Here is a 16233-nt window from a genome sequence, read left to right as displayed (position 1 = left end):
AATATGCCTATAAGCTAGAAAACTTCCATAAGCAGTGGATTGAAACCAATGAAGTGGGCACGGCGAACCTTTCTAATATTCCACCTGGAAACTACATTTTAAAAGTTCGCTCTATCAGCAGTTCTGGGAGCTATGTAGAAAACCAAATGATGGTGCATATAAAACCGCCTTTCTGGAAAACCATATGGGCATTTTTTCTTTATGCCATTTTGTTAATCGGATTAACCATTGCTGGATTTAAATATTACAGCGAGCGTTTAAAACTTAAAAACTCCCTGCTTTTTGAGAAGAAACAAAGACAGCTAGAAACTGAACTTAACGAAGAAAGGGTCCGCTTCTTCACTGGTTTCTCTCACGAGCTAAAAACACCCTTAACCTTAATAATGGCTTCTGTAGACGACCTCGCTGAGGACGCCAAAGACAGTTTCCATGAAAAGGGTTTTAAAATGGTGCAGCGAAATGCCCGATATCTGCTAGATATGATTAATAAGCTTTTGGAGTTTAGAAAAACGGAATTGGACCTAAGCCAACTCAAGCCTTCCAATCACTTTATTGTAGACCAAATAAACCAGTGGGTAGAAGAATACCAACCGTTGGCTAAGCACAATAATATCCTGCTGAAAACTTATTTTCCTACAAAGGATTTCATTGCTGCCATAGATTTAGAAAAGATACAAATTGTGGTCAACAATTTACTTTCTAACGCTCTAAAATACTGTAGAGCAGGAGATCAGATAGACGTTTCTGTCCAAGAAAGAGAAAACGAATTTGAGATCATTGTAAAGGATAATGGTCCAGGAATAGAAAAAACATATCAATCGTTAATCTTTGATTGGTATTATCAGGCAGGCACAAAAAACACGCAAAAAGGATCCGGTATTGGCTTAGCCCTGAGTAAGAGATTTGTAGAAGAGCATTATGGTGAAATACAACTGGAATCCGAAGAAGGTGAAGGATGCACTTTTTCTGTGATTATTCCTAAGGTACTGGCAGCTGTAACGGAGAATACCGAAATTGAAAACTTCACCCAAGAAGCTGCACCACAAAGTCTTTGGACACCTGAAATTGTCGTACAGGAGCCTATTAATTTTGAAAACCTAAACAAGCCAGAAGATAGCCGTCCACTAATCCTACTGATTGATGATAATCCGCAAATTTTATCTTATTTGTCAGGCTTGCTAAAATCTAAGTTTAACCTCATTTTTGGTCAAGATGGAAACGTAGGTTTGGAACAAGCTACAAAGCACATTCCGGATCTCATCATTTCTGATGTAATGATGCCCGAGAAAAACGGTATAGACCTCTGTGGCATACTGAAAAGTCAAATGTCTACCACGCACATTCCAGTGATACTGCTGTCTGCCAAAGACAGCGAGGAGGCTATAACCAGCGGTTTGGCAAAAGGGGCAGACGATTATATCACCAAACCTTTTAATAGGAAAATACTGCTCGCCAGAATCCACAATCTGCTGGATGCCAAGGTGCGATTAAGAAGGTATTATAATGAAAATGAAACAACAGAAGAACCGCTCACCGATAGCCAAAAAAATGATGTAAAAAGAGAACAAAAATTCCTAAACGCTCTAGATCAAATTATTTTGGAACAAATGGCTCGGCAAAAATCTGACGTGGATACCATATCCCAGTTAATGGGTATGAGTAGAACTTCTATGTTCCGAAAAATAAAGGCCATAACAGGACAAAATATAAACCAATATATCAGGACGTATAAAATTAAACGTGCAGCCTATCTTATTTCTGAAGAAAAACTGGGCATAGCCCAAGCCGCCTATGAAGTGGGTTTTAACGACCAAAAATATTTCCGAAAATTGTTCAAAGAGCAGTTTGGTATGTTACCTTCTGAAATGACAAATAAACAGTAGTGAACCAACTATCACTAGCTTCTTGATGTCTCTAAATAGGACATCAAATGTCTCATTTTACAGTAAAAAATTGGATAAACAGTGACCTAATGAATCCTAAAAAGCTAACTGTGAGCTTAAAAGGGCAATTTTTGCATTTTCTTAACACTTCTTTAAGCAAAAGGCTTAAAACCATTTTTTACGCTAAATGCCTTAGCTTAGTGCTATGACTTCAATTTCTGTCCTGCTAAAAACAAATGAAAATCAAGATTCCTTTACTCGCTCCTCTTCTTATTCTTTTTTGCATTGTTCAAAGCATTGCTCAAAAACAACCCAATATCATTCTCATTTATGCCGACGACTTAGGGATTGGCATGCTAGGGCATGAAGGGCAAAAAATCATTACAACGCCACATATTGATAGGCTGGCGGCGGAAGGCATGCGATTTAAAAATGCCTATGCCAACATGCTTTGTGCTCCTTCTAGGGCTTCACTTATATCTGGCATGCACGATTGTCATGAAAATAGATTTGAAGTGACCCATGGTGGCATCTATAAAAAAGCAACAAATTCAAATCTTGCCGACATTGAAAAGACCATCAATAATGTGCTTTCACCTATTCCATCAGACCAAGTATTTTTAGGCGAAGTGGCTCAAAAGATGGGCTATAAAACAGCTCAATTTGGTAAACTAGAGTGGGGTTTTTCTGCTACAGATAAGCAAATGAAAAGACATGGATGGGATCATTATTTTGGGTATTTAGACCATGAAAGAGCCCATGGATTTTATCCTCCATTCCTTTTTGAAGATGGCAAGCTTGTAGAGATTGAAGGCAATACACTCTTAAATTCTGGAAAATCTGCTGAGCCAGAAACTCCAGAAGGTTTAAAAGAACGCTGGAATATGGAGGGTAAAAAAGTCTATTCTCAGAATCTCTTCATGGATAAGGTGCTTAACTTTATAGATGAGAATAAACAGAATCCTTTCTTTTTATATTTCCCTACCCAGCTGCCTCATGGTCCTGTTTCCATTCCCGAGGTTCACCCCGACTTTATTAACAATGATCGTTTAACTCAAATAGAGAAGGAATATGCATCCATGGTAAAAATGCTTGACGACAATGTAGGTCAAATACTTCAAAAGCTAGAAGCCTTAAATCTCGATGATCATACCATGGTCATTTTTGCCTCAGATAATGGTCACGAAATTTACTATGGTTTGGAAGGTCGTGTGCTAAAACCTTATACCAATATGCAAACCGGCGAGCGATTCAATGATTTAGATCAGAAATATTACAGTGAATTAGGTGGCGATGTTTTTAACGGAAACGGTGGTAGAGTAGGGATGAAAAGAAGTAATCTGCAAGGCGGCATTAATGTGCCACTGATAGTAAGATGGCCGGGGAAAATTCAAGAAGGATTGACCAGTGAAAGATTGGTAACCAATTACGATATACTGCCAACACTAGCCGAATTAACAGGCTTTAATAAAAACTATAAAACCGACGGCATTTCTTTCTTAAAGGAACTGCTAAACGGTAAAAAAGATAAGGAACACCCGTTTGTTGTTTATGCTTCTTTCACAGGACCTACGCTCATTACCAAAGACGGTTGGAAAATCAGAACCGACCTGATAAAAGATGCAGTAGAGCTTTTTTATTTACCGAACGATTTTAAAGAAGAAAATGACCTGTCTGAAAAGCAACCTAAAAGATTAAAAGAACTAAAAGCCTTACTCCTGAAAGCCTGCGACGGCGATTTAGACCATGGTCATTTCCAGAATAAAAACAATCTTGGGTATGGTAAATAGCTTCCTCTAAAGTGAATTCGAGCGTTGAAAAGTTTATGTTTTCCGACAAAGATTTCATTCATAATAGTACTCCTAAGAAACCAGAAGAGGGCTGCCGTTATACGGCAGCCTTTCTTTTTTCTAGTGCGTGTGAGCTAAATCTCCAGACTGAGACTTGGCATAAATGTAATAAGCTCCTTTAGTCACTATTTTAGTGCCTTCAAGTAATTCGTCTAGGAAATCTACCGCCACATAACCTTTATTTACAGCACCTGGAATTACCACATGCTTTTTAAAATCCGACATCTCACTATTACTGTTGGGTACAGAAAGGTAGATATAGGAGTTCTCTCCATCTTTAAAAATGGCTTCTTCGGGCAGAGCATTTACCGTTTTATTATTTAACCAAATCTCTGCATTGATAAATAAATCTTTCAAAAACGGAGGCTTTTTGCCATGTAAATGGCCATGAACTCTTACCGTCTTCGTTTCTTGATTAAACTCCTTCCCTATCACACTCACTTCTCCATCATATTTCTGATTTCCTAAAGCAGGTACGGTATAGCTAATTTCTTGTCCGACTTTAATGCCCGCAATATCCTTCTCAAAAATATCTAATTCTAAGTGCAGGTGGTCGTCTGCTACAATCTCCATCAGAGAGGCCGTAGCTTCAGCAAACATGCCATTATGCATCTTAATACTAGAAATATAACCACTCATTGGTGCTATTAGAGCTATCCGCTGCGTAATGGTCTCAGGAGTTAGTTTTTCTACAGAAATACCCAAGTAAGCCAGCTGCTTTGCCAAACTCATGGTTTTAGCTTCCAATACCGCCAATTCTGCCTCTGCAGTTTCTAAGGTTCTGGAAACCCCTGCCGCAGCATCAAAAAGCGTTTGCTGTCTGGCCTTTTCTAGTTTCTTCAGCTTTAATTGGGCTTTAGCTTCTAAATAATCCTGCTGCTTTATAATGAAGTCAGGGTTTTCTATGAAGGAAATCACCTCTCCCTTTTTAATAAAATTACCTTCTACATACTTTTTGCTGCCCACTATTATTCCAGACGCTTTGGCAGTGACAGAAGAATAGGCGTTTGGTGGAATACCCAAAGTACCAGCCGCCTTCACAAAACCGTTCACCTTCATGGTGCTTAATTCTCCAAGCTCTAATCCGATGGTCTGTACTTGTTTTGAGGTTAAATGAATGACGTTTTCAGGGGTAGCCATTATAGCCGTATTATCCACTGCTACGTTCTCTTCCTTTGTTTTTTCAGAGCCACAAGAACTAAACAATGCCACCGTGGCAATTGCTAAATATTTTATATAATGATGCATCTATTTATTGATTTATAAAAAATTGATAATTGGCTATAGCCTGATTAAGTGCCCATACTTGCTCTAAATAAGCCTTATGTGTACTGGCAGAAATTTGTAGGGTATTTAGAAGTTCCAAATATGGAAGCTCACCAGCCTCATAATTAAGTTGGGTCACTCTAATCATTTCAGGATTAACAGTTTGCAACTGCCCCTCGTAAAATGCTCTACCCTCTTCATAGATTTGAATGGCATTTTGAGCGGTATTAATGGCCAACTGAATTTTGATCTTTTCGCTGTCAATTTGTTGCTCCGCTTGCCTTACAGAAATTTTCTGTGCCGCTATTTTCTTTTTGAGTTGAGAATTAAAAATGGGCAAACTTATGCCTGCCTGAACACCATTTAGCCAGCCTCCTTGGTAATAGTTTTGTGCGGAATAACCCAAATGAAATCCAGGTTTCAATTGAGCCTTTATAATAGCTTCTTGAGATTTGGCTATTTCCATTTCTTGTTCCTTCATCTTCAAGCTGGCAATACTTTCAAAGTCAAAACTGCCATAACTCATAACCTCTGGCACAGCCGAAGTAGTGAGTTGATCGCTGCTGTTGATCTGAAATGCCAAAGCTTTCTCGAGATTAAGTATTTCAATTTCAATTTGCCTTTTAAGCAATCCATATTCGGCACTTTTAGCCTTCAGGTTTAATGTTTCCATAGGATTAGCAGAACCTGTTTCTAATCTTAGTGCGGCTGTTTTTTGATAAGTCTCATATGTTTTGGTTTGCTGCTCATAAAGACTAAAAAGCTGCTTTTTAAACTGAATGTTGTAAAACAACAGCCTTACGTTCCTTTTCAATTCCGTCATGGTAAGGCTTTTGCCTATCTCATTTTGCAACACCTTATGGTTTTGTAAATCGTTTGCCGCTTTAAAAACACTTGGATTTTCAAAATTTTGCCTAAGCACGAGCTGATTCACTTGCTGACCATACAGCTTTTCATTGATAGCATCCGACTGGTAATTGAAATCTGTATTTCCCGGATTGTATTTCAAATTTTGTAACGATTTGCTTTGTTCAATAGCCAAGTTTGACGCCCTCATCTCTGGATGATTTTGAATAGCCAAATCAATAGCAGTTTCTAGATCAACCTCTCTTTTCTGTGCATAAGAAGAAATCGAAATACCTAAAAAGAAAACAAGGATGAGAGCCAGTTTGCCATTAATGATCGCTTCTTTTCGTTCACTCCATTTCTCTAACCAATAATACAGAATTGGTATAATGATGAGTGTTAAAAACGTGGCAGTAAGTAGTCCACCTATCACTACGGTAGCCAGCGGACGCTGCACTTCAGCTCCACCTGAGGTAGAAATGGCCATGGGTAAGAAACCGAATGACGCCACTGTGGCCGTCATTAAAACAGGCCTTAACCGCACTTTGGTACCTTCAATAATTCGATCTACCACATTGCTCATTCCTTCATCTTTTAGCTGGTTAAAATACCCTATCAATACAATTCCGTTTAAAACGGCCACGCCAAACAATGCAATGAAGCCAATACCGGCTGAAATACTAAAAGGCAGCCCTCTCAGCTGCAATGCCCACACACCGCCAATGGCAGACAAGGGAATGGCGGTAAAAATGAGACCGGCTTGCGACAAGGAACCAAAAGTGAAATACAAAAGAATAAAAATAAGCCCAAGGGCTATAGGCAGGGCAATCGCCAAACGAGCATTGGCCTTTTTTAAGTTTTCAAACTGCCCGCCATAGGTAAAGTAATAACCAGACGGTAGCTGAAGTTTGGCCTCTAATTCCTCTTGAATACTGGACACCAATGATTCTACGTCTGTATCTCCCACATTGACACCTATAACGATACTCCTTTTGGTGTTTTCTCTTGATATCTGCATTGGAGAGTTCTTTAGAGAAATGTCAGCAATAGAACTCAAAGGAACTTGGCTGCCATTTTTCAAAGTGATAAATAGATTTTTGATATCTTCAACGCCCGTTCTATTTTCTTGGTCTAGTCTTATAACCAAGTCGAATCGTTTTTCGCCCTCATATATAATTCCAGCTTTTTCGCCCGCAAAAGCAGAGCGAACCACTTGATTCACCTCTTTTATATGCAAGCCATATTGTGCCATTCTATCATAATTATAATCAATAATTACCTGTGGCATACCTATGGTTTGTTCCACATTGATAGTGCCCACACCCGCAATTTGGGCAATGATCTGTTCTGCTTTTTTAGCATTGACATGTAGTAAATCCAAATCGTCTCCAAAAAGTTTGATGGCAATATCTGCCTTTGTCCCAGTCATTAATTCATTAAACCTCAATTGAATAGGCTGAGAATATTCATAAGCTACGCCCGGAATTTCCATTAAAGAAGCATCTAGTTTTTGAAACATTTCCTGCCTATTTGATGCCGTGGTCCATTCTTCTTTTGGTTTCATAACTAGCGTATAATCTCCTATCTCAACAGGCATGGGATCTGTCGGTATTTCTGACGAACCAATATTTACCACCACCTCTTCTATTTCCGGAAACTCTGCCAATAACTTCTTCTGAATGACCTTGGCTGTTTCCACACTTTGACTTAGAGAGCTACCCGGAGGTAGAATCTGTTGAATAGCCAAATCTCCCTCTTCTAACGTAGGAATAAACTCACCGCCCATCTTTGAAAAAACGATATAACTTACTATAAAAAGTACAAACGTACCACCCATAAAAAGGGTCTTAAAACGCAAGGCTAAATCTAAAATTGGGGTATATAATTTCTGAAAGAAATCAATGATTCTGTCGGCGATGGTTCTCTTATTACTCACCTCTTTTTTCAAAAACAAGGCAGACATCATAGGCACATAAGTAAGCGACAAAATAAGAGCTCCTGTAATGGCCAACATGACGGTTTGAGCCATCGGTTTAAACATTTTGCCCTCTATACCCACCAAAGCTAAGATAGGTATATACACCATGAGTATGATAATTTCGCCGAAGGCAGCAGAACTTCTAATCTTCTGAGATGAGTTTATCACCTCATTATCCATTTGATTCTGAGTCATCTTTTTACCTCCATAACCCACCTGCAATCGATGTACCACAGACTCAACTATGATAACCGCCCCGTCTACGATTAATCCAAAATCTATAGCTCCTAAACTCATGAGGTTGGCCGAAATACCCAGCAGGTTCATCATGGAAACAGCAAAAAGCATGGCAAAAGGAATAACAGAAGCCACAATAAGCCCTGCACGCCAATTTCCCAATAAGATAACCAAGATGAAAACTACAATAAGCCCACCTTCAATCAGGTTTTTCTCTACCGTACCCATGGCAGTACTTACTAGTTTATCTCTGACTAAATAGGGTTCTATGATTACACCTTCGGGTAAAGACTTTTGAATCTGTAACACCCGCTCTTTCACCAGTTCAGTAACCTCTGCGGAGTTAGCTCCTTTAAACATCATCACCTTTCCTCCCACCACTTCTTTGCCATTTCTAACCATGGCACCGTATCGCAGGGCTTTTCCAAACTGAACGGTGGCCACATCCTTAATTAAAATAGGAATATTGTTTTTTTCGGATACCACAATATGCCCGATATCCTCCAAAGACTTGGCAATGCCGTCTGTTCTTATATAATACGTGCTCGGATTTTTCTCAATATATCCGCCGCCCGTATTTTCATTGCTACTTTCCAAGGCTTCAAAAACCTCAGTAATACCAATGCCCATCGACTTCAGTAAATTGGGATTTACAGCAACCTCGTATTGTTTAAGATGACCACCAGCGGAGTTAATCTCTGCTACTCCGGGTATTCCAGAAAGCTGACGTTTCACTATCCAATCTTGAATGGTTCTTAAATCGGTATCGGAATACTTCTCTTCAAAACCGGGCTCAGGAATTACCACATACTGGTAAATCTCTCCCAAACCTGTAGAAATAGGTGCCAGTTCGGGTGTTCCGAGTCCTTCAGGAATATTACTTTGAGCCTCTTTCAAACTCTCTCCTACAAGCTGACGAGCCAAATAGATGTCGTAATCTTCTTCAAAAACTACGGTAATGACCGATAAACCAAACCTTGAAATTGACCTGATTTCTTCTGTTTTTTGAAGATTTTGGAGAGAGAGCTCAATGGGGGTGGTGATAAACTGTTCAATCTCCTGTGTAGCCAAGGTGGGAGAAGTGGTGATAATCATCACCTGATTATTAGTGATGTCTGGTACAGCATCAATGGGTATTTGGCGAATGGAGAATATTCCCCATACACTCAGGGCAAGCATAAATAGCCCTATTATAAACTTATTCTGTACAGAATAAGCAATTATCTTATCAAACATAAATTGAATTTTAAAACCTTAGAATGGAATGATTTGGACGTAATACGCCCTAGAAAAGGCTTAAACTTGGCTAGGAGGATGCCAGACACCGGCAGAGTAATCGCCAGTATAATTAAAGGAATAATAAAATGTATAAGTAAAACGAGCGGGAATCCAGATTTTAATGGGAACCAAACTGAGGTCAAAATGAAATGAGGAGCCACAGCATTGGCAAAGGCAAAATGGACTACAGTCGTCTTCGTCACCTTCTTGGTGTTGATGCGTTCTATCCACTAATCTAGCTCCATCCGTATTACCTTTTACAGATAATAGAAAATCGTCTCCGCATGGCATAATAGCCATTAGCAGCACCGAAAGGGACAATATGAAGGTTGTAAATCTCAACTGCCGGCAAAAGTACAAGAAAATAGAATGCAACACATCTGCAAAACGCTTTAGGTTTCTAAATTAGAATTAGTCTTGGTTGGTTGCGTAAAAAAGGAGTGGTCTGTTAAGGGAATTACCTTAGGCATGATAGCCAAAACACTTGTTAGCATAGCCTCCCAAAAGCATAAAACCCGGTTGATGCATTGGAGAAACGTAATGAGTTTTAAAAATCAGACATTTAAAATCAATCACAATAGCGGTGCTATGCCAATCTCGCTTAAATGGATTTACGAACTGATTTGAAGCAATTTAGCTACTCTCCCGATAAAATCGGGAGAGTAGCTAATGCATAAAGCGGGTTAAAGAAATTATAGAAGTGAATAAGTCACAACAAAAAATAATTAGGAAGCATTAAAAGTTTTAACATCCAGTACTACTGATGTAAGCCCGTTGACTTTAAAGCCTTAAGCATTTTTTCTGGCTGGTCTGTTTGCAATACATTAGCACCATTTTGTAGGAAATCCATTAAAAGGTCGCTACTTCCTTCTGTTAAGGATTTATCAATTTTGCCAAAGGCATTAATCCAAACTTTAATCTTTTTAGACTTCATATCGTCTACCAAAGCTTTGGTATAAAAACTTGGGTCAATATGAATAATAACAGGGTTGAAAATACGAATAGCCTTGGCCACCTCTTTATCAGAATGCGTTCTTGGCATAAGGTACAGGCTAGGATCTATCCTTTTTATCTTCCTTAATACACTATAATCGCTATCAAAAAAGAAGACTTGATCCTGCATCAATGATTTTTGAACTTCCGCTACAACAGGTCTAATATTCTTCAATTTTAAGTCCAAGTCTATCAGAATATGACCCTTTGTAAGCTGGAAGACCTCCTCCAAAGTTGGAATTTGCTGGTCGCTCAAAGTGCCATCGGCATTTTTTAGTCTAAACTTTCTAAGCTCCTCAAAAGTGTAAGTCTCCAATGCCCCTGTTCCGTTGGTGGTACGGTCTATTGTACCGTCATGCATTAACATGGGCACGCCATCTTTTGATGTTTTGACATCAATCTCGATAATATCAATCCCCTCTTTAATAGCGTTTTCTACGGATCGTAGAGAGTTTTCTGGTGCGGCATTATGGGCAGCCCTATGAGCGGCTACCAAAACAGAGGAGGCATGCTCTCCAAAAAAAGCATTTTGAAGATAATCCCCACCCTCCTGACTATAAACCGCTGGTCCAATCAGTAAAAATAGAAGTGCTGTTTTAACAGCATTTTTGTAATTCATGGCTATAAAGCAAAGGTTTTTCATAGTATAAGTTTTCATGGCTCTAAAGCAGTGGTTAGGTAATTATCTGCTTTAGTATTTATAGTTTCATGGCTATAATCCTTTCTATTTTTGTGGTTACGGTTAAATAAATTTCATGGCAAAAAGTGCCTTTAAATGGCTTATAGTTTCATGGCTATAAAGCATTTTTTTATGTCATTATAATGTTGAATAAATGTTTCTTGGTAGAAGGCTATTTCTTTTTATGTCTTCTTTCTGGAGTATCTGGAATCTGATTGATAAGCACGTTTGGTTTCTTTCCGTTTTTCTTTAAAATAAAGGAGTCGTATAGGTCACCTGAGCCCGTGAAGGCTTTATAATGTACTAAATCTTCTGCTACCGTAATCACCTGAAACAGCTGCGTATTTTCTGCCTTTCGCTCCATCCAGCTTTCTTCATAGGTCATGTCATACATTTTAGGACCACTTACAGAAACCACATACATGGTACCAGATTCTTTAGATTTCACAGAAGAACCTGTAGACACATTATTGGCTGTTCCTCTTCCATAAGCATGGTCATGCCCTTGCAAAACTAAATCTACTCTGTGCTTGTCAAAAATAGGCTTGAAAGTATCCCTCAATTTCACATTATCTCTGTTCGGTTTAGTAGAGTAAACTGGGTAATGAAGGGTTATAACCGTCCATTTTTTAGGATTGTAAGTCAAAACAGAATCTAACCAATCTGCTTGAGCCTTACTATAAAAAGGAGATTCGTCAATCTGCTCTGCATCTAAGGAAATCACCTTCATCTCAGGGTAATTGATTTCATAACAAGTCTCTTCCAATCCCTTTACGCCATTTAGCGGTAGATTAAACTGCGGCCTCCACTGTGGCGATAGTTTTACATTCCTGTATTCATGATTTCCGGGCGTCATGATACTTGGTACCTGAGCATGAATAAAACCACCCGCATGAAACCACTCTCCCCACTCCACATCTCTGTTATGAGCATTTATCAAGTCGCCAGCGTGAAGCATAAAATCTATCTGCGGCATGGTATGATAAGCCTCTCTAATGATTCTAGACCACATAGACTTCACTTCGTTTTGAGCATCGCCAAAATACACAAAGGATATAGGAGAATTCTTACCAGGCATGGTGATTTGAAACCACTCACTCCAGCTTGCTCCTGCCCCTACTCTATAAACATATTTCTGGCCTGGTTCCAAGTTTTTAATGATCCCTCCGTGATAATTGGCCTTTACAACTGGCTCATTCTCCCGCTCCACCACTAGGGTTTCTGTGATGGCTTTTAGGCTCATAACAGCATCTCTAAACTCTGGACCATGTGTGGCCTTAGCATATTCTATAATACCTTCCCTCACATTTAAAGAGGTTCTCCAGTTTACGGCCACCGATGTAATTGGGTCTTCTGTAAGGTTTAGTATGATTCTGTCGGGGACATTACTTGGAAAAAGTAATTTATGATCTGCAAACTGACTCATCAAAGAATCTAGATGTGCATAACCATGACTGTGCTTTGAACCGCCGTGTGTATGCTGTAAATCTTGAGCAAATGAAGTGCTTAAAACAGAACAAAGTAAAAGCGAGTAAAATACTGACTTGCAGTACGTTAACCTAACTTTAAATTTCATATTTAGATTTGATTTATTATTAATAGTTAACTATTTTTGTCTCAGTTCCTACCTGAACATATCCCCATGTTCACCCTTAAGACTCCCAGTTCACTAAAATGGACTACTCGTTTTAAGAAGTATTTCTAAAAAAAATATTCCCAATTTCTCGTAAACAATGGTGTTCTAACATATGCCATTATTGACCCAAAAAAAATGAAATTAAAAAACTTAATTTTCGGACTTTTTCTGTCCGCCATCCTTTTCCAATCTTGCAGACAACAAGCCAAGGTTGCAGAGGTAAATTCTATCAATGCCTTAGAAAGTTACATTGCCAAGGCAGATACTGCTTATCAATGGGCTGTTACAGACAGTTTTGAACTAGATTCCGTAAAAGGGTATCAACTTATTATGACCTCTCAAGTTTGGCAAGGCATCACATGGAAACACCAGCTTACGGTTTTTGTACCAAAAGAGGTAGCATACACGGGTTCGCTCCTATTTATATCTGGCGGAAGCAATGAGGAATCCGAACCTAATTTAAGAAGCAACACAGACGAGCTTTCAACAGATCTGGCTAATATGGCTATAAAAAACAAAGCCGTGGTTTCATTGATAAGACAAACGCCCAATCAGCCACTCTTTGGTGATTTAACAGAAGATGCACTGATATCATATACGCTACACAACTTCAAAAAAGACGGCGATTATAACTGGCCGCTACTTTTTCCTATGGTAAAAAGTGTCATTAGAGGTATGGATGCGGTTCAAGCGTTTGCCGATCAAAAATTACATAAGAAAATAGAGAAATTCACCCTGTCTGGTTATTCAAAAAGAGGCTGGACCACTTGGTTAACAGGCTCACAGGATAAAAGAGTAGAAGCCATAGGACCGATGGTGATAGACGTCCTGAATATGCCAGTTAGTTTGCAGTATCAAATATCTACTTGGAACGATTACAGCATCGAGATTCAAGACTACGTGGCTCTAGAAATACCCCAATCTATGGCGTCTGATACGGGTACTTACTTGGTAAATATGATTGACCCTTATTCTTATAGAAAGCAATTGACCATGCCTAAAATGATTTTCATTGGAACCAATGACCCATACTGGCCAGTAGATGCTATCAAAAACTATTACGACAGTATTCCTGGTGAAAACTACATTCATTATGTGCCCAATGCAGGTCACGATTTAGCAGGCGGGAAACAAGCCATGGAGGCCTTAGGTGCTTTTTGGGGCAACACACTTCAAAAAAGACCTTATCCAGTTTGCACATGGAAGACGACTTCTACTAGCAAAGGAATGGATATCAATATCAAGACCTCCGCAGACAAGTTGATAGACGTGATAGTATGGACGGCAAGTTCTGAAGACAGAGATTTCAGAAATGACGAATGGACCTCTAAAAGCCTTGGTCTTAAAAACGTTTCTAGCGTAGATGTCTCTACCGAATTGGCAGCCTCCGGCTTCAAAGCAATTTATGTGGATTTAAAATACCAAGATGCCACTGGAGGTACTTTTACAGAAAGCACCAGAATGTTTGTTTTGGACAGTAAGGAGTTGCTGTAATTCTTTTTTTTGACTCTCATTTAGCCCATCTCTTCTAGGAGTGATGGGCTTTTTGCGTTTTTGGGGTTCGAAACGCTTAAGATTGATATTTTTAAATATCAATTCCTGCAGCATCAATATACCCCGTTCGGGGTATTGCCTTCCCGTCAAACTTGAACTAGTTTTAATAACTGTTCATTTAGCCTTACAAAATCATGATTTATACAGAGAAAGAACTTATCAATCTACATAAATGCTCTGTCTTCAAACTTGACGCTCTTACGTATCTTAATGAAGAAATGATAGTAGATATAGGTGAAGAAACCGATTCTCTCATTTCTGTCAATAGGTCTCAGGATTTTTCATACGGAGTCCTAAGTCCAAAAAGTTTGGCGTTTTATGGCAGGACTCAAAAGAATTAAATCAAGAAGATAGTTCATTTGTTTTGGATCGTTTGCAAAACAGAACTATTGAAAGAATTCTACCTGCACTAGTAAACTTTTACCAAAATGGGGATCAAAACACCACATTTACAGATATTCAAGTGGTAAGGAGAGACATTGACCAACCATTCCAGAATATCTTGACAACATCGAAAATAAGCTCTAACGGTAATTTTTTAACATTCAACCTTCCTACTGAGGAGCTTGGCTCTATGGGCAAGAAAATGGAAAGAGAGCTGGAAATCTCTAAAAAGTATCAACAAAGACTACCTCAGTTTCTAAAGCTAACTAAAAAAGAAAAGCTGGTGCTCACGCTCTTATCAGAGGGATATACCAATGCCGAAATAGGGCATCAATTACTGTGTTCTCGGCACACTATAAGAACGCAAAGGATTTGTATTTACAAAAAACTAGATATCAAAAGTTTAAAAGAGGCCATTAATTGGGCTATTATGTTTAATCTAATCTAAAAGATGGTTTACACCGAAAAAGAACTCCTTCACATTCATTCTTGTGCCATTTACAAACTTGATGGCCTTACAGCATTTAATCAGCAGAAAGCCTTAGACTTAAGCGAAGAGACTAAAACAATGGTTTTCACCAATAAAGGAGAAGATTTTTCCTACGGTTTAATGAGTCCTGTTGGCCAATCTTTTTATAATCGGTCATTAAAAGAATTAAACAATGAGGATAGTCAATTTGTATTTGACCGCATTCATCCTGAAACAGCTGAACGCTTAGTTCCAGCCTTCCAAAGTTTTTACGCAACGAATGACAAACATGATGTTTTTACCGATTTACAGAAAGTACGAAGAGACATTGACAGACCTTACGAACATGTTTTGACTTCTACTAAAGTTAGTCATAATGGAGACTACTTAACTTTTTGTCTTCCCATATCAGAATTGGGGCGGTTAGGTGCTAAAATTCAAAGAGAACTTGAAATCAGCCATTCTTTTCAAATAAACCTAAAACGGTTTCTACAACTAACCATTCGCGAAAAAGAAGTTACAAGGCTAATTTCCATCGGTTTCACAAACAAAGAAGTCGGTAACTTTCTTGGAATTAGCCATCATACCGTAAGAACTTTAAAAATGTATATCTACAAAAAACTAGAGGTACATACCTTAAAAGAACTAATCAGGTTTGCAATCACATTTAATTTAGTCTGACATTGACCAACACTAAACTTAATAACAAACCAAAAAAAACACCAGAAATCACTGGAGACAAGGCCTACATTCCTGCAATGTTGTCTTCCGAAAAGTATATTCCACTAAACCTGACCACACTTACAAAAATTAATCTAAAAAGGGTTTTAGAGCTGGAACGCTTTAGAATAAGCCATGAATTAACTTTTAGTAAACTAACCAAAAGAGAAGTCAAAATCATGGCCTTACTTGCGGAAGGCTTTACTCGTAAAGAAATAGGAGAACAACTATTCACTTCCCCAAACACAGTACGAACACACCGCAACAACATCTACAAAAAACTGGAAATATCCCGATTTTCGGACCTAATACTCTATGCTAGAGCTTTTGATTTAACATAGATAAAGTACTATATCATAACACTTTAACTATCATTCACTACCTAGAAGGTTCTAAAAATACGCAAAACGTCGTATTGACTGCCTATGCCCTCGTTTCTAGCTTTGTAATGTACAAGAAG

The 16233-nt window shown here is 38.6% G+C and carries 12 protein-coding genes; 7 read left to right on the top strand and 5 right to left on the bottom strand.

Annotation, left to right across the window (positions count from 1 at the left end; all coding sequences use genetic code 11):
- Together ACTBZY_RS07795 and ACTBZY_RS07790 are read left to right on the top strand one after the other, a co-directional pair.
- Positions 1-1883 (top strand): hybrid sensor histidine kinase/response regulator transcription factor (locus tag ACTBZY_RS07795; RefSeq protein WP_463045767.1); only part of this gene is annotated, 1883 nt, incomplete at its 5' end.
- Between the two features lie 236 nt (positions 1884-2119).
- A complete protein-coding gene (locus tag ACTBZY_RS07790) occupies positions 2120-3673 on the top strand; it encodes an arylsulfatase (RefSeq protein WP_463045766.1) in 1554 nt (517 codons plus the stop codon).
- Between the two features lie 120 nt (positions 3674-3793).
- Here ACTBZY_RS07790 and ACTBZY_RS07785 read toward each other — a convergent pair whose 3' ends face one another.
- From ACTBZY_RS07785 to ACTBZY_RS07765, 5 genes are all read right to left on the bottom strand, one after another.
- Positions 3794-4981 carry an efflux RND transporter periplasmic adaptor subunit gene (locus ACTBZY_RS07785; RefSeq protein ID WP_463045765.1) on the bottom strand — a complete coding sequence of 396 codons (1188 nt, stop codon included), beginning with the start codon at positions 4979-4981 and terminating at the stop codon, positions 3794-3796.
- A gap of 4 nt (positions 4982-4985) precedes the next feature.
- Entirely contained in the window at positions 4986-9296 is a 4311-nt protein-coding gene (locus ACTBZY_RS07780) for a CusA/CzcA family heavy metal efflux RND transporter (protein WP_463045764.1), read from the bottom strand.
- Between the two features lie 60 nt (positions 9297-9356).
- Positions 9357-9716, bottom strand: coding sequence for a DUF6660 family protein (locus ACTBZY_RS07775; protein ID WP_463045763.1), 360 nt, complete (start codon positions 9714-9716; stop codon positions 9357-9359).
- A gap of 379 nt (positions 9717-10095) precedes the next feature.
- On the bottom strand, positions 10096-10989 hold the full coding sequence (locus ACTBZY_RS07770; RefSeq protein ID WP_463045762.1) for a glycerophosphodiester phosphodiesterase family protein: 894 nt from the start codon (positions 10987-10989) through the stop codon (positions 10096-10098).
- Positions 10990-11182: 193 nt separating this feature from the next.
- On the bottom strand, positions 11183-12586 hold the full coding sequence (locus ACTBZY_RS07765) for a purple acid phosphatase family protein (RefSeq protein ID WP_463045761.1): 1404 nt from the start codon (positions 12584-12586) through the stop codon (positions 11183-11185).
- Positions 12587-12781: 195 nt separating this feature from the next.
- On the opposite strand from ACTBZY_RS07765, the gene ACTBZY_RS07760 reads away from it, so the two are divergent.
- The 5 genes from ACTBZY_RS07760 to ACTBZY_RS07740 all read left to right on the top strand — a co-directional run bounded on the left by ACTBZY_RS07760 (position 12782) and on the right by ACTBZY_RS07740 (position 16114).
- Positions 12782-14140, top strand: coding sequence for a PhoPQ-activated pathogenicity-related family protein (locus ACTBZY_RS07760; RefSeq protein ID WP_463045760.1), 1359 nt, complete (start codon positions 12782-12784; stop codon positions 14138-14140).
- A gap of 194 nt (positions 14141-14334) precedes the next feature.
- Complete coding sequence (locus ACTBZY_RS07755; RefSeq protein WP_463045759.1) at positions 14335-14541, top strand: hypothetical protein; 207 nt, start codon at positions 14335-14337, stop codon at positions 14539-14541.
- 32 nt (positions 14542-14573) lie between these two features.
- On the top strand, positions 14574-15032 hold the full coding sequence (locus ACTBZY_RS07750) for a helix-turn-helix transcriptional regulator (RefSeq protein WP_463045758.1): 459 nt from the start codon (positions 14574-14576) through the stop codon (positions 15030-15032).
- A 3-nt stretch (positions 15033-15035) separates the two neighbouring features.
- Positions 15036-15734: a helix-turn-helix transcriptional regulator gene (locus ACTBZY_RS07745; RefSeq protein ID WP_463045757.1), complete on the top strand. Its 699-nt coding sequence runs from the start codon at positions 15036-15038 to the stop codon at positions 15732-15734.
- Between the two features lie 2 nt (positions 15735-15736).
- Complete coding sequence (locus ACTBZY_RS07740; RefSeq protein WP_463045756.1) at positions 15737-16114, top strand: response regulator transcription factor; 378 nt, start codon at positions 15737-15739, stop codon at positions 16112-16114.
- The last annotated feature ends 119 nt before the right edge of the window (positions 16115-16233 follow it).

The organism is Arcticibacterium sp., from assembly GCF_055134445.1.
This window is presented reverse-complemented; position numbering and strand designations above follow the sequence as displayed.